Source organism: Streptomyces sp. NPDC088766 (assembly GCF_044750845.1).
In the GTDB taxonomy this organism is placed as follows: Bacteria; Actinomycetota; Actinomycetes; order Streptomycetales; family Streptomycetaceae; genus Streptomyces.
The window spans coordinates 73,633-94,275 of the sequence record NZ_JBIVKQ010000006.1; the positions used below are offsets into that span (position 1 = coordinate 73,633).

The following is a 20,643-nucleotide window of genomic DNA, read 5'->3' on the forward strand; positions in this document are numbered from 1 at the left end:
TCATTCCTGGCGGGTGGGGTGGCAGGGGGTGTAGGCGGGGGCGCGGTGATCGCAGAAGGTGCGGTGGACGGCCGGGGAGACGTCGCGGCTGACGTGGCCTGCCAGTCCGGAGAGGGTCTGGGTGTCGACGTTGTCGAGCGCGACGGCTCCGGTGGGGACGGTCGGGTTGAGGCGCAGGACGTTGTCCTTGCCTATGAAGTGGCGCACCTGTTTGGCGGCGCTTTCGCTCTGGGCTCGCATGAGGATTTCGACGGCGTCGCCGGCCCAGGGCACCAGGCCGCCGCGGTCGAGACGGCGGTGGCGGCTGCGGACGTCGGTGGTGGTGCCGAGGCTGAAGATCTTGATGGCTTCGAGGGGGACGGACAAGGGTCCGACGGCCTCGGTGAGCGCGACCATGGTGGGGTTGTTGGCCCAGACGCCGCCGTCGACGAGGCGGGCACCGTCTAGGGGCATGCCGGGCAGGTAGGTGGGGGCGGCGGAGGTGGCGAGGGCGACGTTGACGGCCTTTTCCCGCCAGTCCCGTTTGAGGGTGAGCAGGTGCGGGGTCCGGAAGAGGTAGACGTCGTCGGCGGCGATGTTGTAGGAGGTGATCACCAGGCGTTTGGTGCTCTCTCCGAAGGTCCGTTCACCGAAGACGTCGGTGAGCGCCGCCCGCAGGGGCTCGGTGCTGTACTTTGCGCGCAGGAGGTGGCGCAGGCCGCGCAGTCTGGAGCGGTCGCGGAAGATCCGCGGGCCGTGCTCGGTGTAGAAGGTGAGGATCTCGCGGGGTGTGAGGCCCAGGCCGAGGCCGAGCGCGATGATACCGCCGGTCGAGGTGCCGGCGATCAGGTCGAAGTGGTCGGCGATGCGGATGTCGAGGTCTTCCTCGAGGCGGGCGAGGACCGCGGCGGAGAACATGCCGCGGAAGCCGCCGCCGTCCAGGGCCAAGATCTGGAAACGCTCGGTCAGTTGAACCGCCCCCGTTGTGCTGTTCGTTGTAGGGCTGGCCCGGCTGGGCCAGATCTTCGCCGTCGAGACTACGTCCTCTGGTGATCAGAACGTCAGTTCATCAATGGCTGCGCCATCGTGGACAGTTGAAGGCCGCGTAGAGCCCTTTGGTGACGCTGTCGGAGCACGGTTCGTGCCGGGGTATCGACGCTCTCTTCGAGAGCATCCCTTGCCGGCGCCATCAGGAGATCTCCAAGGCCGTCGTGTACTGGCCGTCGGTACGGTCGTAGATGACCAAGGTGGGGTGGACGTTGGCATCGTGTACGCGGCCGAGTGTCACTGCGGCCGAAACGGGCACTGCGGCCAGCACATGCAGTCGTCGCATGCCCTTGTGGCTGGCCTCCAGCTCAGACAGGAGTTGCCGAAGGACGGATGTGAACTCCTCGAGCGTGGAAGCCGAATTGATCACATCGACGGATGGTGTGATGCCCTGGGGGCGGATCGTCCAGCGCGGAAGGCCGGCAAGTTGTTCGGGGAGCTCTGCTGCGTGAATCGATCCGGAGATGTTCAAGAGCAGCACTGCCTCCCGCGCATCGGGGTGAGAAGTGTGGGGCGCATCGGTGACGAAGCGCCTCGGCGCATCGCCGGGGTCGGGCCAGCACCATGATTCGGTGCTGCGGTGCCGCTGGTAGATGGAGACGGTGAAGGTGTCGTCCAGACGGGAGCCGAAGTAGACGAGCAGGGGCAGGCGGGCGAAGGCGAAGACGCTCACGTGGTGCACTGAATCTTCGCGCAGTGCCTCTGCCAGCTTGTGCTCGAGGATCCGGTCGATCTGCTGCTTGCATTGTTCCCAGTAGGTGGGGCCGGCCGTCTTTTCATGGGGGAAACGGCGCAGGTCCACCTCGAAGCCGTCGCCGTGGAGGCTGAGGGGGAACTCGGGGAATCGTTCTTCGGAGCGAATGACCGCATCCGCGGCAGTCGGTTTGGTGAGTTCGACTTCCTGGCCGCGGACTTGTCCGATGAGGCGGATCACCACGGTGCCTGCGTCGGGCCTGAGGGCGGTCACTCGTCGGATCCATTCCTCTCGGTCGCGTTTGATGCGTCGCAGCCGTTCGACCGTCATGACATCGAGCGATCCCTTGCGGTCGATTTCGTTGTGCTCACCGCGGCACAGCAGCATGAGATTGTCGGCGAGGTCGCGTTCGTCCTTCGGCAGGGGGTCCATGCCCCGCGGTGACTTGGCAGTGGCCTCCTGTCCGACGATGTGGGCGAGCTCTCCCAGGGTGAAGTCCTGATAGGTCAGTCTTCCCTCGAGAAGGTAGGTCCCGCACAGTTCGCACCGTCCGCCGGCGCGGACCCACACCTTGAGTCGCTCGACTTCGGGGATGGACTTGCGTGCCACGGGGGCGGCTCCTTTGGTTCCCTGGCGCAGGCATCGGTTGGTCGCGTGCTGTCGTTGGAGCTTGTGGCTCGGTCGGGTGCGTGGCGCCGCACTCCAGCGGTTTAGGAGGTATGGGGGACGTAGTGATGATGGGGTCCGCTGTGGGCGTGCGGAAGGGCGATCAGGTGGGTTCCTGACGTCGACGCCGCCATCTGCATGCCGAGGAACGTGGTGAGCGTGGCGGCGACGGCGGCGAGGTCGGCTGAGGATCCGTGGAAGGTGGGGACGGAGCAGCCACGGGTTGGTACGAGTTCGTCGCCGTGTTCTGCTTCTTGCCACAGAGGGTGGTACAGCTCCAGTCTGTGGTCGCCGAGTACGGAGAGGCCGGCCTGGGAGTCCAGGGTGTGGGGTCCTTGGAGGGTGTCCGGGGCGCAGGCGGTGAGGACACCCAGGGTCCCGGTGCGGGTGTCTGTGGCGATCTGGGCGAGGGTGGCCTTGCGGTCGGGTGTGCGCGCGAGGACCTCCAGGGCTTGCCCGATGGCCAGGCTGATGGTGGCATCGATGACGAGGTCGGCCTGGTGCATGACCTGTTCAGCGTTCTCGGGGAGGGCGCCTGGGGCGATGTCGACGGTCAGTTTGTCGTCGATGTTGCGCAGGCGGTCGGCGAGTGCGGCGGCCTTGGTCTCGCCGATGTCGGTCTCGAGGAAGTTCTGGCGGACGAGCAGTCCGCCGGTGACGACGCCGGGGTCGCACAGCGTGATGTGTGCGGCTCCGGCCCGTGCGATGAACTCCGCTGTCCAGGATCCGATGCCCCCGCAGCCCCAGATGTGGACGTGTTTGTCCTGGTAGTTGTTGACGGGGCGGCTCGTGTCGCGGCGGGTGCTGACAGCTTGGCGTTCGTCGGACACGCGGCACCATTCGATCGGGACGGTCGGGTTGACCGCGCTGGGCGTGATCTTGTTCAGAGAACCGGGATGGCGCCGTGCGAGGTCGCGTAGTTCATCGGCGGCGATTGCCGGGATCCGGCCCGCGATCAGGTGGGGTGGCCCTCCGGCAGGGTGGGGCACGGCCAGGAGGAAGTACTGCGGTGTGCCGTAGGCGTTTCTGACCACGCTGGTCACCAGGGAGGTCAGCACGGCGGGTGCGAACGGAGCGGCGGCGCTGCCGGGCGATGCATCGATCTGCTGCAGGAGTTGTACGAGTGTGGTGCCGGCTCCCATCGGCAGAGGTGTTGGGGCGGTGATGACCGGTAGGCGTGCCGCGGGAGGCTCTCGGGGGATGAAGGTGAGGTCCAGGCGCTGAACAGTCCTGGGGATCAGGTATCCGGCCTGTACGTTCTTTGGTGGCACGGGTTCGCGCACGACGATGGTGGGAGCTGCCGCGGACTGGTGCAGGACGCCGCCCACCGCGTGAAACAGGGCGGTCGAGGCGTCGAACCGGTTGCCCGCGGCATCGCTGAGCCAGCCCCACAGGCGGTCGAGGCTGGAGCGGATACCGTTGGTCGGGTTCCACTCCCGGGCGGGGTCCAGGTACAGGCATAGCCGGTGGCCCTGCAGGACGTGGGGGTGTCCGAGGAACCGCGTATGGGTGACGTCCACCTGCGGGGGCAGCAGCGGATGGGGCGGGATGCGCAGGACGAACTGCTCGCGCAGCTGGAGCGGGAGCCCGCCCTCCACCCAGACGGTTCCCTTCGTGTCGATCTCGATCGTGACCGCCACAGCGCCGTCATCCGTACGCTCCGCCGCTCCTACGACGCGCAGCATGTCCGGCTGCTCGGCGGCGATCGTGCGGAGATCTGCGAGCGCCTTCTTCTGCCACGAAGTGGGGGCGCCAGGCCGCCCGGAGTTGCGCCTGCTCATCCAGCGCGCCCCGACCGTCCCGTCGTCGTCACGGCGGCCACGGACGTGGCCGCGGCGGGGAACTTCGCGCTGCTCTGCTGCGTCTCGGGCTCCTTGAAGCCGCTGCCGAACAGGTCCTGCCACAGCTCGATGCTGGTCTCCTTGTCCGGCTCGTGGTACGCGTCCTCGATCTCTGCGGCGTGCACGCGGATCCGCTCGCGGAAGTAGGTGTAGGTGGCCTGGGTCCACCGGTGGTCGAAGGTGACCCCCGACCCGGAGGGGTCGGCGATCGACGGCTTGGTGGGGTTGGCCTGCAGGTAGGTGTTCAGGTCCTGGACGAGGTGGAGCAGGGTCGTGGGCACGTTGGCGTAGTAGCCGGGGTCCAGCAGCTTCTTCGTCTCGCTGACCTGGTTTCCGAGCAGGGTCGTCAGGATGATCGACCGGGTCCCAGTGAAGGAGTTCTTGTGGTCACGGAGGTACTTCATCAGCCGGATGACCTTGCGCAGGTTCCCACCGGTGATGCCATCCTGCTGGCGCATCCAGGTCGTGAAGCCCTCGGGGTCCGTCGCCTCCCAGCAGTTGTCGTCCCGGTTGACGATGACACTGCGGCCGTCGCTGAGCTGCACGTAGGGAACGATGTCCACGTGCATCGAGTTCTTGTAGACGAGACGCACGCAACGGCACTTGCGCGAGTGCGGCATCTCGCCGTAGCGACTGTGCCGGTGCAGCGCGGCGTAGACCTTGTCGATGTAGGTCTTGGGGCTGTCGTGCCAGTCCGGGTTCTCCTCCATCAGGAGGAGGAAGTCGGCGTCGAACTCGTTGTCACCGACCGGGTCGATGATGGTCCTCTGCGCCCACGACCCCTGAGGGATCTTGTCGAGGACGAGATGCCCGATCTCCTCGTCCTCTTTCAAGGCCCGGTAAACGTTGCCCACTCGCTCGTCGAGCAGCTCGAGCTTGAACCGGCTCAGGTTGACCGTGTCCGTGAGGAACGTGTTGAAACAGGCGGTGAGCTGCACTGGCACCATCCGTACATCGTCTTCATTGAAGTTCGTGAAACCGTAGCACAGGGGTACGACAGACGGTCGCAGCACGGCCGACCGGATGGCATGCTGGTGTGCCGTGTTACTTGAGCTGCCTGGCCGCCACCCCTTGCTGCGCGGCACCCTGCGCCTGCAGGAAACCGCCCGGCCCGGATTGACCGTCGATGCCCGCCACCTGGAGTTCGCCAGTCCGCTGGATCTCGCCGCCGTGGCCGCGCTCACCCACACTCACGCGGCCAGCGGCACGCAGATCGCCCTGCTCCTGCCCGAACGCCGTGGCGTGGCCTCATATCTGCAGCGCATGGACCTGTTGAAGCACTTGCCAGACGGATCTCACATCGTGGGCTCCCTCTCCGAGGGCGAGCGCAACGATCACTCGGCGAGCCTGCTGGAGGTCACCCGCCTTACGGGAGCGGCGGTCCGTGACGTGAACCAACGGATCGGGTTCGTCGCAACCAGCCACCTGGGAAAGCGCTTCGGAAGACAGGCGTTCACTGGGCTGGGTGAGCTCATCGACAACGCGGTGAGCCACGGAAGCAGCGAGTTGGGCGCCTTCATTACCGCGCAGGCCTACAGCGGCAGGACCACCGGTCGCAGGCGACTGGAGGTCTCGGTCTGCGACACCGGAGTCGGAGTACTCAATCACCTGCGCCGCAACCAGCAGCACTCGGACGTAACCGACAGCATCCACGCGCTGGGACGTGCGCTGAGTCCCCGCGTCAGCGGAACAGGCGAGGACCGCGGCTACGGTCTTCCTGATGTTCTGGACGGGGTCAGAGAGACCGCGATCACGAGCCTGATCCTGCGCAGCGGCGACGGCGCCGTGACGGCCAGCCACTACCGGGAGCACGCCTTTACCTCCTATCGGCGCACCCCCGAGCGGGTGGCAGGCACCTGGGCCTGGCTGAGAGTCTCGTTCCCCGGTTAACCGCACTGTGCTTCAATGCGTTCAATGAAGGCGAATAAGCAAATGCTCACCTTCCCCGTCAGCAAACCGGGTACATTCCTGTCCACCCGCGGCACGGGGGCACACAAGCGCGGCGAGCTGGAGAGCGCGCTCAGATCAATCGGCCCGGCGCCGATACTGGAAATCGACTTCACCGGCACCGAAGCCATGACCCACAGCTTCGTGGACGAGTTCCTCGGCAAGCTCTACGTGTCCCTGGCCGCTGGCGACGTGCAGGCAGCCGCAGTCCGGCTGGTCGGGCTGAACGAGGAGACCCGCGAGTCCGTCGCCGTCTGCCTCGAGCGTCGCAAGCAGTTCGCCGTCCAGGGCGAGGACCACACATTGCTGGGCGACACCACTGTCATGCCGGACACCTACGCCCAGGCCCGCCGCCTCGGCACCTTCCGTGCCCAGGAGCTGGCCGAAACACTCGGTATTTCCGTCACCAACGCCAACAACCGGCTTAAACGCCTTGTCCAAGCGGGAGCCTTGAGCCGCAACCGCGCACCTGGCCCTGAGCGGGGCGGCAAGGAGTTCATGTATACCCTGCCGTAGGAGCTCACCCGGCACTTTGGCACCTTCGGCAGGCATCTGAGCAAATCGCCGCCGCTCTGACGCTGCTCTCGGCAGCCGAGTGCAGCAGCGAGCAGCAGCACCTCCTCGCCGGCGCCCATTCCTACGTCAAGGCGCTCACCAAAGGCACCTTCACCGTGTACTGCAGCCCGTAGCACGGGTCCCGCCAGGTGCAGGCATCGGTCCGGTCACTGGTGTTTCCTCCAGTCGGTGACCGGCGCCGGCCGGCAGTCCGCATGACACGTTGTCACTATGCTGCCGTGCCAGGGAACCGACCCACAGGGGGGATGTCGGAGATGCAGGATCCGGGCCGTCTTCCGGCGCCCGACGACACGGGTTCAGCAACCGGGGAGCGCTTCGCCTATCAGGCACAGGCCGCCCTCCGCGCGGTGATGGAGATGCTGGCGGGTGGCGGAGTGCTCCATGTGACCTGTGAGCATTTCGAGGATGTCCTGGTCGCCCGAACCGACGGCACGGCACAGGGCGGAGCCCTGCTGTGGGACTTCCAGCAGATCAAGTCCCGTGAGGAGCAGAAGAATTGGACCCTGTCCGGCGTGCTCAGGAGCAAGGCGCTGGCAAGCCTTCTGCGCACTCATCGGGTCTTGAGAGAGCACCCGGACCTCACATACGTCCTGACGGCCGGCGTGGAGGGTGTGCTGAGCTCCGACACCGATGTGCGAGCCGTCGCGCAGGGGCGGGGAGGTGACAGCGCGCAGCGGCTGGACAGGATCGCCAGGCACCTTGGTGCGGACGCTGCCGAGACTGCGGGGTTCCTGCGGCTGGTTCGCATCGAGGAGCTGCCGGACCGATACGAGCTGGAGCGCCGCAACCGCGATGCGCTCTTCGATGTGGCCCCGCATCTGCGGGTCGGAGAAGCAGAGGCTCTGCACGCGGATCTCCTCAATCGGGTCAGGCTCGCGATGGACGGCCGCCTGGGACCGCGTTGGCAGGCGCTGGTGACTCGGCTCGATGTCCCGGAGAGGGTTCTGCGCAAGCGCCTGACGCCGCACAAACTGAGCGACGTCGCACTGCGCCTGGACCGCCCGGACCTGGCCGACTACGTGCGCGCGAGCCAGCGTGCAGCACAAGTACATCCCTATCCCGAGGCCGAGTCGCCGGGCATGCCGTCGCTGAGTTCCGTCTACGTGCCTCAGCGCCTGCGACGGATCACACCTGAGAGCGGGCAGCCGAGCGGCAGTCCGGCGGATCAGTCTCCCGGCGATGTTGCAGACGCCGCAGCGCTCTTGGGGCGCGCACCCGTGTGTCTGGTGCTTGCCGGCCCGGGCGGCGGGAAGTCCAGCCTCCTGCGCGCTGTGCAAGCCGAATCGGCCGAGAGCTGGCCGGCCCCCGGCCAGGGGCTGCTCGGGGTGACGGTGCCGGCCACGGCGCTGCTCGGCTCTCCCCTGCCGAGCGCTCTGGCGGCAGCGGCAACCAGACAGCTGGCCACTTTCGCACTGCAGCGGACGCTGTCCGACGAGCTCTTTCTCGACAGGCCTGCCCCGGGCGCCTTCTGGCTCGTGCTGGTCGACGGACTCGATGAGATCACCGACCGGGAAGACAGGCAGAACCTCCTGCGCACCCTGACGAACTTCGCCGCCGAGCCCGACCCCCTGTACCGGTTCGTCGTGGCCAGCCGGCCGCTCCCTGAGAAGGAAGTGCGCGTCCTGGGCCCTGGTGTGCCCCGCTACCAGGTGATGCCCTTCTCCCGCAGCGAACTGTCCGAGGCGGCCCAGCGCATCCTGGACGGCTTGGGCGTACCCGAATCCCACAAGGCGGCACGCCGGCTCGTCCGTGTGCTGGACGACGCCTACCTCACCGATTTCGCCCTCACTCCGCTCATGGCCACGATGTTGTGCCAGCTGTATGCCGCAGATCCCGGGCAGTCACTGCCGGACACCCGCGGGGCTCTGTATGCGAAGTTCACCGACCTGCTGCACCGCCGTATGAGCGGCCGGGACCAGTCGGGCGTCCGCAACCAGGCCGAGGCCGCCCTTGCCCGGTTCGGCCCCACGGCCATGTCACGGGCCCATGACCTGCTCGACCAGCTGCCGGAGACGATCGACAGCCTGGCGTTCGGCCATCACAGCGGCAGCGAAGCGTCCTGGGCCGGCGCGCTGGCCGCCCTGGACGGCGCCCGCCGCCCCCGCGCCGTTCCGGAAGACGACTGGAACCAATTCCTGTCCTCGATCCTTGGGCGCACCGGGCTGCTCACCATCACCGGAGACGGTTTCGCCTTCCCCCATCAGACCCTCCAGGAGTACTGCGCTGCACGCCACCTCGCACGCGCCCCCTCTTCCCATGCCCGTGAGCTCGACCGGCTGCTCGGCCCCTGGAAGGAAGATGGAGAAACAAACCCGTGGGGTGCGCCGATAGACACCGCCTCCTACATCGGGTTCCTCATCGACCCCGGAACCGCCCCGCCAACCGATCCACTCCCCTGCCTCAAGGACCTGGCGGTGCCTGACAACATCCGCGGGTGCCTGCTGATCGCCACCCTGCTGTCTCTGGGCACCCTGCTCGCCGACCAGTGGAAACCACTGGTCCAGGCGGCCGCGCAGGCGATGGCAACAGCGTGCGCGGATCCCGATGGCGAGGCCACCCCACGTGTCTGGGCGGCGAGTGTGCTGGCGGAACTGGACCTGCAGCGGGGCACAACCGCGTTGGAGACGCTGGCGGACGATCAAGGTCTTGACGATGAGTTCAACGAGGACCCCCACAACCCGGACTTCAGCGACCGCCTCCTCGCTGCCAGACGGCTGCTGGAACTGGACCAGCCGCGAGGGGAAGAGGCCTGCTACCGGCTCGTCCACGATCCCTACCTGGACGGCTCCGTCCGGGTACGCGCCGCTGAAGTACTCCTGTCTTCCGGCGACGAGCGCGCCTGCCGCGCCCTGGAACACCTCGCCGAAGCAGCGGACCTCCCTTTCGACGACCGCCTCGACGCGGCAAGGCGACTCGCAGCACTGGAATCTGAAGCGGCCGTTCACTCGCTGCACACACTGATCGAGGACTACCGGGGTGACCCGGACTGGATCGACTGGTGCATTGCCGCCGCCCAGACACTGGACGATCTGGGAGATCCGCGCGGCAGGCAGATCACCGACGAGCTCTCAGCCGGCTGCTGAGCGCGCAGCAGCTCCGCATCCCTGGTCAAGATCACGATGGCCGATGGGCGGAGGAAGAGGCGCCCTGGATTCCAGCTCTCCCCGCCTGACGCTGCGACGTCGGCTGCCGCAGCAGCCAGGCCGATGGGCCAGAGACGAGAGCGTGCCCGGGAGGGGCGACGAGTGCGATGACCAGTCACGACCCCCATGAACAACCCACCATTCACCAGCAGTTGAAGGCGCCTAAGCAAGATCACCCGACCACCACTCCAACCAGCTGCCTCGTCCACTACTACTGACGGCTCTCGCGCACTGAGCAATCAACGCTCATGAAGAGCAGGCCAGCCAGACCACTCACGAACCCGCAGGTGACGGACACAAAGCCACCGACCGGGCCAACACTGACTATTGGTCAACCCCGGGCGCGCTCCGCTCCCCGAACTGAGCAATCCGCAGGTCGACGCTCAAGGAGCTGCTCACCAAAAGAGGACCGGGACAGGTCGGCGGCGGGGACGTCGGTGACGGGAGTCGGATCGGCCTGCCATGCCTCAAGCGGCGTCCGGCCGGACAGCGCCTTGGGACGGTGCTCGGTGTTCCACCAGTGGGTCCAGGCCAGCACCTCCGCGGTGAAGTCCTGAAACGACATGGCATCGGACGTCTCCGGCTTGCCCACGCCTTTGTGTCGCCGGCCGGAGCGGGGCTTGGTGAGGGTGTAGCCGGGCAGGGCCGCGAACAGCATCCGGTCAACGGCTCGGTTGAGGTTTTCCACCGTGCCCTTGAGATGGGGGCTGTAAGCGGGAAGGTCCTTCACCGTCACACCCATCGTGCCGAACGCGGCGGTGACGGTGGTCGACAGGAAGTCCTTGCCCCGGTCCACCCGCACCTGCTCCGGTGTCCCTCCCGCGGGACCGTAGGGCTCCTCACGCAGCACAGCGGCGCGCAGCGCGACCAGCACGGAGGCGCGGGAAGGAACGCCAGGGGTGACCGCGGTGCCGGTGATGACTTTGGTGGCGGTGTCGATGAACCAGGTCACCCACGGGCGCACCAGGTCACCGTCGGCATCGACCAGCAGCGGTGCCTGGACATGATCGGCCTCCCATACGTAATTGCGCCAGGAGGCCGCCCGTTTACCGAAGACGTCATGCGCGCGGGCCGCGTCCGGCCCCGTCGCAAGACCGGCCCGCTCCCCCACGGTGAGATCACGACGCACCGCGCGCAGGAACGTCGACAACGACGGCACCGGGTCCAGCAACGGCACCGCAGCCGGCGGGGCGCCCGCAGGAGAAGCCGCCGATTCAGACGCCGCCGTCGGCTGACCGTCACGGCCGCCGGTCTCGGCCCGGGCCACCAACTGACGGTGGACCGCGGAAGCGTTGCCGTGCCAGTACGCCAACAGCACCCGGATCTCCCTGGTGACCTCGAACCGGTCACCACTGCGTTCCCCAGGGCGCAGCGCGGCCCGGGGCGACCGGGAGGCCTCAGCCAGCCACCGCCACACCGTCCGCTCCGACACCCCCAGACACTCCCCAGCCAGACGCACATGCTCCCGCGACAGCCGCCGCTCGGCGCGCAGCGCCAGCAGACGACGCACCGCCGGCGCCCGCAACGCCGTCAGCGACTCCTCCCCCAAAACACCGGCCGGATCCTCCGGCGGCACCATCGGCTGCCCGTCCACGCCATGCCCCTTCGTTCTCATCCGCTTTCCGTAAAGCCCGTCTTCGCTCACCCCGTCGGAACAGGTGAAGGACCCCTACACGAGCCCTCCGAGCAGCGCGGACCGTCACGGGTAGGGGCCAAGACGCGCGCAGGCCTGCTCGATCAGCTCCCGGCCCACACGCCGTGCGGGGCCGCGCTCACGGGCCGCGTAGACATGCGACGTGATCTTCGCCCACGTGCGGAAATTGCCGCGCGCCATCTGCTCATCCGCCCACGCAAGATCCTCCGGGTCCGCCTGCGCCCACACGGGATGGAACAGGGTCAGCGTCTGCGGGACTTGAGACGGCTCAAGCCGGCCGACCTGGTGCCAGGTCAGCACGCGCGAGCGCAGCGCCGAAGCACGGGCGAGAGCCCGCTCGCTTCCCGCCCCGCACAGCACCAGCGCCGCCGCACAGCCCGGCGCGTCCCACAACTGCCGCAGATAATCCAGCAATGGCGGCGTCAGCCGCTGGGCATCATCGACAAACAGCACACCCGGCTCCGCCAGTGCCCGCGTCAGAGCCTGGCTGGCCGGCCCGGCCCGGTGCGGCAGCGCTCCCGACGGCAGCCCGAGCGCTTCACACAGCGAGGCCCGCAGCTGCGGTAGACCAGGTGCTACGCCGGCCACCGCCCGCCACACCGGCACCCGGCCGGGCAGAAGATGCAACGCCTGCTCGACGGCGACCGTCTTCCCCAGGCCCGTATCCCCGTACACACAGCACATCCCGCGGGCCGCGACCGTATGCCCCACAGCCTCCGCCACAGCGGCCACCTGCCGTGTGGACACCAGCCGGGCCCCCGGCACGTACAACCGCACACCACCGCCCCGCAACCCCGCGTCCGCGGCGCCCTCCGGCACCGGCACATCGGCGGGCGGCACATCGGCGGGCGGCCCGTCGACAACAAGCGGACCCCCCGCCCCGTCCACGAGCCCCAGATCCGCCAGCGCCCGGTCATACCGGCTCGGCTCCAGCCCCACCATGGCCCCAGCCGGACGGGCCACTTCAAGAACCCGGCCCGCCCCCAGGTCCCGCTTGATCACGCGGTGCAGCGTCGGCAGCGAGGGCACACACTGCGCACCCCACCCCTCCAACGCCCCCTCTTCCTGGGCCCGGAGCATCCTGCGCCGCAACTCCGCGACGTTCCCGCCCGCCTGAGCCAGGACCTCCCACAAGGCGTCGCTCAGCGAAAACCCGTCCTGCCGCGGCCGCGCCTCGACATGGCCCCGGCGCCCATCGGCCAGCCACCGCCACACCGTCCGCTCCGACACACCCGCCAGCTCCGCCGCGATCCGCACATGCAGCGCAGTCAGCGTCCCCTCCCCATCCACCGCAAGAAGCCGACGCACCACCACACCCCGCGCCAACGGCACACCCCCCATCGGCGCAGCCCCAGCCGACCCCGCCCGGAACTCACCCGCCGAAACCCCCTGAACCGTCATACGGCCCAGCCCACCCGACCCCGCCAGCCCTTCACACAGGAACAGCGAAAGCCATGACAGCCAGCAACCAACCTGCTAGCCACACCACAACAGCCACTTGGTCACCCCATGACAGCGACCACAACCCCGCCCCACACCCGCTACCAGGACACCCACATCACAAGCCCGCTGACACCCACCCACTGCCACCCCACCACCCACTCACAGCGGTGTAGAGGCAGTTGCCCTTGATGCGCTCCAGTTCGGCGCGCACGGTGTCAATCTGCCGGAACGGCTGGGTCATGATCATCCGATCTTCGGAAGGGCTATGTCGGGTTCGGTGGCCAGGAATGTGCAGGTCCATCGAAGGTGCGCGTAGGCGTCCTTGACCTTGCTGAGGTAGTCGCTCGTCAGATGTCCGGACTCATAGAGGCCTACAAGCAGCGCCCTCCGCACAGCAGGTATCTGCTCGCGCTCGAAGCGGTTGCGAAGGATACAGGACTCGGCGAGGGAGGCATGCTGCCCGGCGTAGCGGGCGGCGACCTCGCGGGAGTAGTCCTGACGGCTGCGGTCTTCCAGGACCATCCACGCGGCCTCTTTCGTCTTCGCAGGGCTGTCCTGGGTGCTCAGGAAGTAGCGCAGGATGCGCTGTTCGGTGAAAGGGAACGACGCACTCACACCCTGATCGATGAACCGTGCCAGATGGCTGGTGATCTCGCGCTCCCGCGAACGGCCGGTGATGGCGAGATAGCGGAAGACCTCGGTGACGGCGTGTGGGGTGCGCTCCAGGCTTTCCAGACACCAACTGACTGCGTAGTCATCACCGAGCTCGTTAGCCGACTCGTTGGACGAAGAGTCATCGGGGGTTCTCTGTCGAGAGCCCGACGTTCGGGCACGATGGGACGCTGGACTTCAGGAGGGGGACACCATGAGCCAGAGGGTTCGGGCTGAACGGGGAGTGGTACTTGCGATCTACCTGGAGTGGTTGACGGGCCAAGCCAGCCCCGACGACATGCGGAAGTGGTTGGACCGAGCGCAGGCCACCCGCGCGGTCTCGTCGGCGGAAAGCACCCTCCTTTTGCAGGAACTCCACGGCCACCTGAGGTCCCCAGACCTTGCCCCAGAGTGGCGTGCGCTCGGTGGGCATGCCGTCTTCAATGCAGGCGATCGGATTCACATACACACTGGGAACGCCGAGATCATGACCGCTCTGGCAGCCTTCTCCGGAGTGACAGTGACGGCAGCGGTCCTACCGTTCCTGCAATCCATCGCCGCTCAGGCCGGGCAGCAAGCGTTCGAAGTCGCCCGGGCAACCACTCGCCGCATGATCGGCCGGAAAGGTGCACCTCAAATCCATAGCGGCATGACGCAGATATTCGTAGAGGAAACAGCAGCAGGCCTTCGCTTCAGCGTGCCGTCGAGTCTGCCCGACGCGGCGCTCATCGCCCTGGCTGCGACCGATCTCGAAGCCCTGGCCATGCCAGCCGAGAAGGGCCGTACCGTAACGATCTACTGGGATGAAGAGTCCGAGCAGTGGCGCCGTCACGTCGCTGACCGTTGAGAACCCTTCGGTCAGCCGATGGAGGCGAACCAACTGCCGGCGGCGCCGAGATCGGATGACGTACGTGAACGGGTTGCCCGCCCCTACAGACCAGGCAACCCGCCCTGCTGGGGTACCGCGTCGACTCCTCCCTCCGAACTGAGCTAACGAGCTCGTGCACGGTAAGCGGTGAGATGTCGAGTTCTCGATCGTCGATCATGGTCGTGTGGTGGGGAACGCGTCTCGTGCAGCGATCATCAGCAACCGGAGGATCACCGGCCTGTCGGCTGGCGTGATCGCTGAACTCGTTGCTGAGGTAGGACCGTTGTGGCACGAGCGACACCAGGCCAAGCTCGCGTCCAGGCCGCGGAAGCGGGCTGTGGGCGCGGGCGCGAAACACCGGCTGGTGTTCGTCGACCGGCTCCTGGCGACGCTCGTGCATCTGCACCATGCCGTCACTCATGACGTGCTGGCCTGCTGGTTCGGTGTGGACCGCTCCACCGTCACCCGTGCCGTCGGCGAGGTGCGGCCACTGCTCGCCGAGCGAGGGTGCACCATCAGCCCCGGAGTGCGGCTGCGGACCCTGGCCGAGGTCGTCGACCACCTGGGAACCAGCGGGAAGACCGGCATCATCGACGGAACCGAGATCCGCGTCAGGCGTCCCGCTGCCGGACGCAAGGACCGGGACAAGTTCATCTCCGGCAAGAGCAAGCAGAACGGCGTCAAGACCATGGTCGTCACGGACGGCGACGGCCGCGTCCTCTTCTGCAGCCCGGCTCAGCACGGCAGCTGCGCAGACATCACCCACGCCCGCCAATTAGGGCTGGTCAGGCTCCTGGACGGCGGACCCGCGCTGGAGATCCTCGCGGATGCCGGCTACCAGGGTCTGGGCGCCCAGACAGGCGGCCGGGTGGTGACACCACCACACCGCAAGTTCAAGAAGAACGCCCCGGACTGGTACGAGGAGATGCACGAACGCCAGCGTAAGGCACACTCCTCACGCCGTATCCGTGTCGAGCACGGCATCGCCCACCTGAAGAACTGGCGGGCCTTGTCCCGTCACCTCGGCCGCCGCGAACACATCAGCGACACCATCCAAGCGATCGCCGGCCTGCTGTCCCACCAGCAGACCGTGGACCTGAACCCGACACGGCAGACGTGAACTCGGACCACGCTGAAGTTCGCGACGTCCCACCGCTCACCGTGCACGAGCTCGTAAGTGTTCGTTGCCCAGATCGCGGTCACGATGGGCGTTGACCGGCTGGTCAGCCGTCGGCTCGTTCCTTCTCGATCGCATTCATCCTGCGGACCATGTCGATCTGCGCGCGGATCATCGTGTCGAACAGGGCCTCCGGGTCGCCGTCGGGTCCGGCGTTCGCAGCCAGCAGCGAGGCGACTTGGCTGGCCAGGACGGTGACCACGTCGGCCGTCCCCACCGGGCCGCGGACCTCGATCAGTTTGCGCACGGCGTCGTCGATGCGGTCCGTGGCCTCCTCCGGCCTGGAGGAACAACCCGAGCCGGTCGGCGAGGAACATGCGGACGACTGCCACAGCGTCGGCCAGGGCGGTGTCCACGTTGTAGTCGGCGCGGGCCTTCTCCGGCTCCTTGAGCACGGCCGGGATCGTGTACGTCCGCTGCTCGGGGATGAGGCCCTCCTTGCGCCACTTCGCGTACGGGATGGGGCCGACGGCATCACGGCGTGCACGGTGTTCGTTGGTCGGGCGGCCGCCTGCGGTGCGGCAGGGCCGCCCTGTGGCTGCCTTGCAGGTAGGGCATTCGACACGGCGCATCCACGAGCGCACGAGATCCATCTCGGCATCGGGGCGGAGGTGGCGTCGCCACTCGCCGCCTCACGGGATGCTCTGCGATCCGTTCTCCACGCCCATTGCGCCCTGGGTCCGCTGGTGTGTGCCGTCGTCGGTGCCGTGGTGATGACCGTACCTGCGGTGGCGCCCCTCAGCGGTCGATCGGGAGGATGCCGTCCAGGCCGCTCTCGGAGAGGATCTGTTGGACCGTGTCGTCCAGGGTGCTGGCCGCGTCGATGACGGTCTCGAGGCCGCCTGGGAGCAGGTCCTTCTCTCGGTACCAGTCGCGTAGGTGGCCCTCGTTGACGTGCGCGAGGTACTCGGCGTCTGGTTTCGTCGCGTGCCGGAGCACTGTCTCCTCGAAGGGCACGTGGAGGTAGTAGCACCGTGTGACGCCCTGGTGGGCGCGCACCAGGTCCTGGAGCATCGTGCCGTAGCGGTCGGCGTACAGGATGCCTTCGACGACGACGTGGAAGCCGTGGTCCAGGGCGTGGCGGGCGGTGAGGTCGATCAGGCCGATGTTGGCGCCGCCGGGCCGGTCGCGTTCGCGCAGCACGATGCGGCGCAGGTTGTCCTGGGCGACGACGGCGAGGTTGCGGCCGAACTTCTCGCGCAGGCGGGCCGTGACGGAGGACTTGCCCGAGGCGCTGTTGCCGCGGAGCACGATCAGGCGCGTGTCGCTGGTCCCCACGGTGCCGTGCGCGGCCTCAGTCACCCGCGGCTCACCTGGATGCGGTTCTCGTGGAAGTGCTCCCAGTCCATGACCAGGCGGAAGCGGCGGTGGGCTTCCAGGCGTTCCGCGTCGGCCGGCTCCTCGCCGCGCCGGACACGGGCGTCGCCGGATTTCACGAGTTCCGCGAGAGCGAGCCGGACGTCGTCGACGTCCTGGTCCGTGGCTGCCGCCAGCCGGTCCAGGGAGGTGAGGGTCTCTGCCGGTTCACCCAGATCGTTGACCAGGTGGTCGATGAGGGTGTCGAGGAGCGGGCCGGTGCGCATCGTCCAGCGGATCCCGTCGAGGCGCTCGGTGAGTTCGGGGTCCAGGGGCAGCAGGTCGCCGGGCAGTGGCAGCACGGCGGGCATGGACCATCGGGTGCCGTCGGGTGTTTCCTCGCGGCGGGCCAGGCCCCACGTCAGGTAAAGCTCGGACAGGTCCCGCACGGTGGCGGGCACCGGGAAGCCGGCTGTCGTCAGCATGGCGCTGAACTGCTCCCAGCGGGCCGCCTCGCATGCCTCGCGGCCCTCCGGCGCCGCCTGGTGGTCCCCTTCCTCATCGGGCCAGGAGAAGGTGAGGGGACCGTCGAGGTCGCCGCCGATCATGTCCCAGCGGCCGTCGAAGAGCTCCTGCACCAGGTCGTCCAGGGAGCCGGTGAAACCGGGCTGGCACGCCGTCCCGATCAGCATGGTCAGCGGGAAGCCCTGCCGGGGCAGGACGTGCTCCCAGCCCGACGCCCACCAGTCGTTGTGCATCGCCATGTCCCGGCGCGGCCCGGGCACAGACGCCTTCTCAGTCATCCACAGCTCTTCCTCGAAAACACCTCGATGCTCGCAGCGTACGCAGCGAGACGCGGCAGGTTCTCACAAACGCGCCACCCACGCCTGGTGGGTGGGAGCGACGCGCAGCTGCTCGCGGAGGCGGCCCACCAGCACTCCGACGCGGGTGCGGCCCTCCAGGACCTGCAGTCCGCTGTCCGCTGTCCGCTGTCCGCCGGGGCCAGGAGACGCCGGTCGATGAGGAGCGGCGGGCGCAGGCATGTCCCGTGCTCTTCCCAGTGCCGACCGACTTCCGGGGGCCGCACCTTGACCCGGTGGGCGGCCTCGGTGGCGTAGCCGTTGCCCCAGCTGTCTTCCCGGAGGGTGTAGCTGATGGTGCCCATGGCCGGGGTGGGACGGCGCAGGGAGATCGGGCCGATCAGGTCGCTCTCGTGGAGGATGCCCCAGCTCCACTGCGTGCGGGGGGTCTCGGCGGCTCGGGCGAGAGCGGTGCGGATCTTGTCGTGGGCCTGGTTGAGGGTGAGGGGCCTGCCGGTGGTGTGTCGGATGGAGGTTCCGCTGTGGATGCGGGTGAGGGCGGGGGCGTCGTCGAGGGGCAGGGCGCGCAGGGGCACCATGCGGTGGTCAGCTCCTTCGCGGTGGGGCGGCCGGGATCTGGTGGCCAGCCGCGGTGACTTGCTCTTCTCCCGCGTAGAACTTGCCGAACATCACCCCGACCGGGCCGTAGAGGTTCTTCAGCACCCAGTGCGGCCGGGCCGGCAGGTCACGGTGCCGGGTACCGGGTACGTCGCCCGACAGGACGATGTTCTCGCACCGCAGGAGGCCGTGCGGCCGGTTCAGCAAGGGGCGCAGCCATTCCGCGGCGAGGAACAGTCACGTCACAGCGCGCAGCACGAGGAACCTCATGGGGCGCCGGATCAGGCGGATGAGGTTTTCGGCACGGCAGAGCGGTGCGGCGCCGCTTCGGCCTGCTCATCGAGGTCCCCGGGGCGGACCGGGCCCGCACGCTCGGACGGACGCTCGGCCGGACGCTCGGGCGGCTGCCGCAGAACGCGCTCCGGGGCCCCGCCGACGGCCGGCCCGTCCGGCCCTGGCCGTCGCCGGCGTGCTGCTCGACGGTGAGGGCGTTCACCGGCCACCGTGAGCCGTGCCGTCAGCCGTCCGTGCGGCGCCCGAGCGGCAGCAGGTACTGGAGCGGCTGGTCCATGTCGTCCAGGCCCAGCAGTTCGTGTGCCAGGTCGTCGTGGAAGCCGCCGAGCGGCGTGCCCACGACCCCCAGGGCGGCGGCGGTCAGCAGGAGCGTCTGCGCCAGGTGCCCCGTCTCCAGCAGTCCGAGGCGCAGCGCCCGCAGGCCGTAGCGCCGGCGCAGCAGGCCCAGCTCCACGTACAGCCCGGCGACGACCGGCGCGCCGTCGACACCGATCCGGTCCGGGTCCTCCTCGGGACGGGAGAAATAGGTCGACAGCGCCTCGACCTCGGCTTTCTCGGGTGCCGGGCCCACCCGGCGCAGCGTCCGGTGCTCCGGCACGCAGTCGTACGTCGCCGCGGGGAGCCCCGCCACGTCGAGGACGAGCAGCCGCACCCGTGCGGTGTGGAGGGCGCCCGCGCTCGGGTAGGGGCGATGGGTGTAGATCCGGTCCGAGCCGTCCGGGAGCAGCCTCCGGGTCCGGCTGCTCTCCGCCAGCGCGTTCCACAGCAACGCGCCGAGCGTGCCGGCGTCCAGCGGCCCGCCGATCTCGCCGCGCGCGGACGACCGTCCCGCCAGTGCCGCGGACAACGAGACATCGGGCAGCGGGTCCGCCGGCAGCGGCGTACCGGGGCCGTCGGGACGGGCCGTCGCGTCGGGGGGAGCCTGGCGCAGGGCGGAGTCCTCGTTGCGGCCGATCCGGATCTGACTCCTCTCCAGGTACTGCCGGTCGGGCGCGCGATGCCCCTGCGGGAAGTACGACACCGGCTCGTCCGTGTCCAGCAGTGTGCGGGCGGCGAGCCGGCACACCGCGCGTTCCTCGTCCGGGGAGACGCCGAGCCGGTTGAGGAGCATGTGCAGCTGCGACGCCCACACCCACCGCAGCACCGCGTCCGTGTCGGCGGGCGCGAACTCCGTTCGGGCTCGCAGCATCCCGTCCGCCGCGCGGACCCGGTCCGCCCACTCCACCAGCCAGGGTTCCCCGGCCCCGCCCTCCGCCAGTCCTTGCCACAGGGACGCCGCCCGGCGGCCCAGCGCGGAACGCTGGGCCGCGTAAACGGAGTTGACCCGTATGTGCACGGCCGCGGCCGGCAGCAGGGGCACCTCGGTGACCCAGCGCCAACCCGCCGCGTGGCCCCGCAGCCACTTCGCCGCCGCGACCCGGTCCATGCCCAGGGCGTACGCCGTGGCGTGTGCCAGGTCGGCCGCGAGGACGAGCCGGCCCGACCCGCCGGCCGGCTGCCGCCGGAGCGCGCGCAGCGCCGCCACGGCCACCCGGGAGGAGACCGTGAAGACGTCCTCGGCCGTGGACAGCGCCCGCGGGCCGCCGTAGCGGCGTGTTTCGGGGACGTACTCCACCACACGGACCTCACCGTGGTGCGAGGGCCACGGGCCGCCCACGGACGGCACCGCCTCTGCGGCCCGGGCCAGCGTGGACGGCAGCTCCGCGGCGGCCGAGGGGCTCAGCCCCGCGACCCGGATCCGCAGGTGCGGTCCTCCTTCCCCGTACCGGACGAAGAACCACTTGGCTGCCTGCCCCGAAGCGACCAGTCCGTCCAGCAGCCCGGCCGCCTCCTCGGTGAGGAAGGCGTCGATGTCCTCCGTGTGCGAGTGCAGGAAGAGGTGGTAGCTGTGCCAGGTGCCGGTCGTCGTCATGGAGGACCTCGTTCGTTCGGGGGGCGGGGTCGGGAAG

Annotated in this window: 17 protein-coding genes and 1 pseudogene; 5 read left to right on the forward strand and 13 right to left on the reverse strand. The window is 68.6% G+C overall.

Features of this window, described 5'->3' with window-relative positions; all coding sequences use genetic code 11:
* From ACIP5W_RS10820 to ACIP5W_RS10835, 4 genes are all read right to left on the reverse strand, one after another.
* On the reverse strand, positions 1-927 hold the full coding sequence (locus ACIP5W_RS10820; protein ID WP_401469936.1) for a CBASS cGAMP-activated phospholipase: 927 nt from the start codon (positions 925-927) through the stop codon (positions 1-3).
* A 241-nt stretch (positions 928-1,168) separates the two neighbouring features.
* Positions 1,169-2,329, reverse strand: coding sequence for an SAVED domain-containing protein (locus ACIP5W_RS10825; protein ID WP_401469939.1), 1,161 nt, complete (start codon positions 2,327-2,329; stop codon positions 1,169-1,171).
* Positions 2,330-2,430: 101 nt separating this feature from the next.
* Positions 2,431-4,167, reverse strand: a complete 1,737-nt coding sequence (locus ACIP5W_RS10830) for a ThiF family adenylyltransferase (protein ID WP_401469942.1) — start codon at positions 4,165-4,167, stop codon at positions 2,431-2,433.
* On the reverse strand, positions 4,164-5,174 hold the full coding sequence (locus ACIP5W_RS10835; protein WP_401469945.1) for a cyclic GMP-AMP synthase DncV-like nucleotidyltransferase: 1,011 nt from the start codon (positions 5,172-5,174) through the stop codon (positions 4,164-4,166). The genes ACIP5W_RS10830 and ACIP5W_RS10835 overlap by 4 nt, the downstream gene beginning before the upstream one ends.
* Before the next feature lie 94 nt (positions 5,175-5,268).
* Here ACIP5W_RS10835 and ACIP5W_RS10840 point away from each other — a divergent pair, with 94 nt between their 5' ends.
* The 3 genes from ACIP5W_RS10840 (at position 5,269) to ACIP5W_RS10850 (ending at position 9,833) form a co-directional block, all read left to right on the forward strand.
* Entirely contained in the window at positions 5,269-6,117 is an 849-nt protein-coding gene (locus ACIP5W_RS10840) for a hypothetical protein (protein WP_401469947.1), read from the forward strand.
* Between the two features lie 24 nt (positions 6,118-6,141).
* Positions 6,142-6,690: an STAS-like domain-containing protein gene (locus ACIP5W_RS10845; protein WP_401469950.1), complete on the forward strand. Its 549-nt coding sequence runs from the start codon at positions 6,142-6,144 to the stop codon at positions 6,688-6,690.
* Between the two features lie 305 nt (positions 6,691-6,995).
* The gene (locus ACIP5W_RS10850) at positions 6,996-9,833 is read left to right on the forward strand and encodes a dsDNA nuclease domain-containing protein (RefSeq protein WP_401469952.1); all 2,838 of its coding nucleotides are present in this window, start codon (positions 6,996-6,998) and stop codon (positions 9,831-9,833) included.
* Positions 9,834-10,224: 391 nt separating this feature from the next.
* Here ACIP5W_RS10850 and ACIP5W_RS10855 read toward each other — a convergent pair whose 3' ends face one another.
* From ACIP5W_RS10855 to ACIP5W_RS10865, 3 genes are all read right to left on the reverse strand, one after another.
* Positions 10,225-11,487, reverse strand: coding sequence for a hypothetical protein (locus tag ACIP5W_RS10855; protein ID WP_401469955.1), 1,263 nt, complete (start codon positions 11,485-11,487; stop codon positions 10,225-10,227).
* A gap of 105 nt (positions 11,488-11,592) precedes the next feature.
* On the reverse strand, positions 11,593-12,879 hold the full coding sequence (locus ACIP5W_RS10860) for an AAA family ATPase (protein WP_401469958.1): 1,287 nt from the start codon (positions 12,877-12,879) through the stop codon (positions 11,593-11,595).
* 354 nt (positions 12,880-13,233) lie between these two features.
* Positions 13,234-13,605, reverse strand: a complete 372-nt coding sequence (locus ACIP5W_RS10865; RefSeq protein WP_401469961.1) for a hypothetical protein — start codon at positions 13,603-13,605, stop codon at positions 13,234-13,236.
* A gap of 250 nt (positions 13,606-13,855) precedes the next feature.
* On the opposite strand from ACIP5W_RS10865, the gene ACIP5W_RS10870 reads away from it, so the two are divergent.
* A complete protein-coding gene (locus tag ACIP5W_RS10870; RefSeq protein ID WP_401469964.1) occupies positions 13,856-14,488 on the forward strand; it encodes a hypothetical protein in 633 nt (210 codons plus the stop codon).
* A gap of 358 nt (positions 14,489-14,846) precedes the next feature.
* The gene (locus ACIP5W_RS10875) at positions 14,847-15,629 is read left to right on the forward strand and encodes a transposase family protein (protein WP_401469967.1); all 783 of its coding nucleotides are present in this window, start codon (positions 14,847-14,849) and stop codon (positions 15,627-15,629) included.
* Between the two features lie 103 nt (positions 15,630-15,732).
* Here the strand turns inward: ACIP5W_RS10875 and ACIP5W_RS10880 are convergent, their stop codons facing one another.
* From ACIP5W_RS10880 to ACIP5W_RS10905, 6 genes and pseudogenes are all read right to left on the reverse strand, one after another.
* Complete coding sequence (locus ACIP5W_RS10880; protein ID WP_401469970.1) at positions 15,733-15,933, reverse strand: hypothetical protein; 201 nt, start codon at positions 15,931-15,933, stop codon at positions 15,733-15,735.
* Between the two features lie 491 nt (positions 15,934-16,424).
* Positions 16,425-16,988 (reverse strand): AAA family ATPase, encoded by a 564-nt coding sequence (locus ACIP5W_RS10885; RefSeq protein ID WP_401469973.1) that lies wholly within the window; start codon positions 16,986-16,988, stop codon positions 16,425-16,427.
* Positions 16,985-17,785, reverse strand: coding sequence for a DUF6042 family protein (locus ACIP5W_RS10890; RefSeq protein WP_401469976.1), 801 nt, complete (start codon positions 17,783-17,785; stop codon positions 16,985-16,987). Before ACIP5W_RS10890 ends, ACIP5W_RS10885 begins: the two co-directional genes overlap by 4 nt.
* 63 nt (positions 17,786-17,848) lie before the next feature.
* A pseudogene (locus tag ACIP5W_RS10895) lies at positions 17,849-18,381 on the reverse strand (GNAT family N-acetyltransferase).
* Positions 18,382-18,388: 7 nt separating this feature from the next.
* Positions 18,389-18,607 (reverse strand): hypothetical protein, encoded by a 219-nt coding sequence (locus ACIP5W_RS10900; RefSeq protein WP_401469979.1) that lies wholly within the window; start codon positions 18,605-18,607, stop codon positions 18,389-18,391.
* A 310-nt stretch (positions 18,608-18,917) separates the two neighbouring features.
* A complete protein-coding gene (locus ACIP5W_RS10905) occupies positions 18,918-20,606 on the reverse strand; it encodes a thiopeptide-type bacteriocin biosynthesis protein (RefSeq protein ID WP_401469982.1) in 1,689 nt (562 codons plus the stop codon).
* Between the last annotated feature and the right edge of the window lie 37 nt (positions 20,607-20,643).